This is a genomic window from Streptomyces sp. NPDC004658, from assembly GCF_040609555.1.
Taxonomy (GTDB): Bacteria; Actinomycetota; Actinomycetes; order Streptomycetales; family Streptomycetaceae; genus Streptomyces.
Map to the genome: position 1 here is coordinate 1 of NZ_JBEXKG010000463.1, position 1,003 is coordinate 1,003.

1 pseudogene is annotated in these 1,003 nt (G+C 70.8%); it reads left to right on the plus strand.

What is annotated here, in order from left to right:
* Window positions 1-898 (plus strand): annotated as a pseudogene (locus ABZV94_RS42180) (ArsA family ATPase); the annotation flags it as partial.
* Window positions 899-1,003 lie beyond the last annotated feature (105 nt).

The window sequence follows — 1,003 nt, forward strand, 5'->3', positions numbered from 1 at the left end:
GCTGGATTTCCTGGACGCACCGAAACGGCTCGGCTCCTTCCTGGACGGGAAGTTCATCAAGCTGCTCATGGCCCCGGCGAAAATGGGCGGCCGGGCCGGAATGAAGTTCCTCAACGTGGGCATGTCGATGATGACCGGGACGCTGGGCAAGCTGCTCGGCGGCCAGTTCCTGCGGGACGTCCAGACGTTCGTCGCCGCGATGGACACCATGTTCGGCGGATTCCGCACCCGCGCCGATGCCACGTACAAGCTTCTCCAGGCACCCGGCACGGCGTTTCTCGTCGTCGCGACCCCGGAGCGGGACGCGCTCCGCGAAGCGGCGTACTTCGTGGAGCGGCTGGCCGCGGAGGACATGCCGCTCGCCGGCCTGGTGCTCAACCGGGTCCACGGCAGTGACGCCGCCCGGCTCTCCGCGGAGCGCGCGCTGGCCGCCGCAGAAAATCTTGATGCCGACGGCATTGTGGATCAGGGGGCCGGGAAGGCTGGACTTCGTGAGCCCGCCGAATCCCCCGCGGCCGGTTCCGCACCGACCCCGGACACCGCAGGAGCCGCCACCCCCGAACCGGCCGAGCACGCCTCGGAGCACGAGCCCGCCGACGTCCCGGAGCTGGATGCCGACGCCCGTACCAACGCCGAGATGGACCCGGCGACCACAGAACCCGCGACCACACCCCCGGTGACCGTCGAACAGCTGACGGCCGGTCTGTTGCGTCTGCACGCCGAGCGGATGCAGGTGGTCGCGCGCGAACAGCGCACACGCGACCGCTTCACCGCACTGCACCCCGAGGTGGCCGTGACCGCGGTGGCCGCGCTGCCCGGAGATGTCCATGACCTCGCAGGGCTGCGAGCCATCGGGGACCGGCTCGCGGCCGGTTCTGCCTCGGCCGGAGTCGCGTAGTCTCCCCGTCGTCCGTCCTGCCGCCCGGGCTACCCCACGGCGGCGAACGTCTCGTGCAGTTCGTCGTCCTCCAGCCCGATCGCCACGGGCAGGATGCCCGTGGAC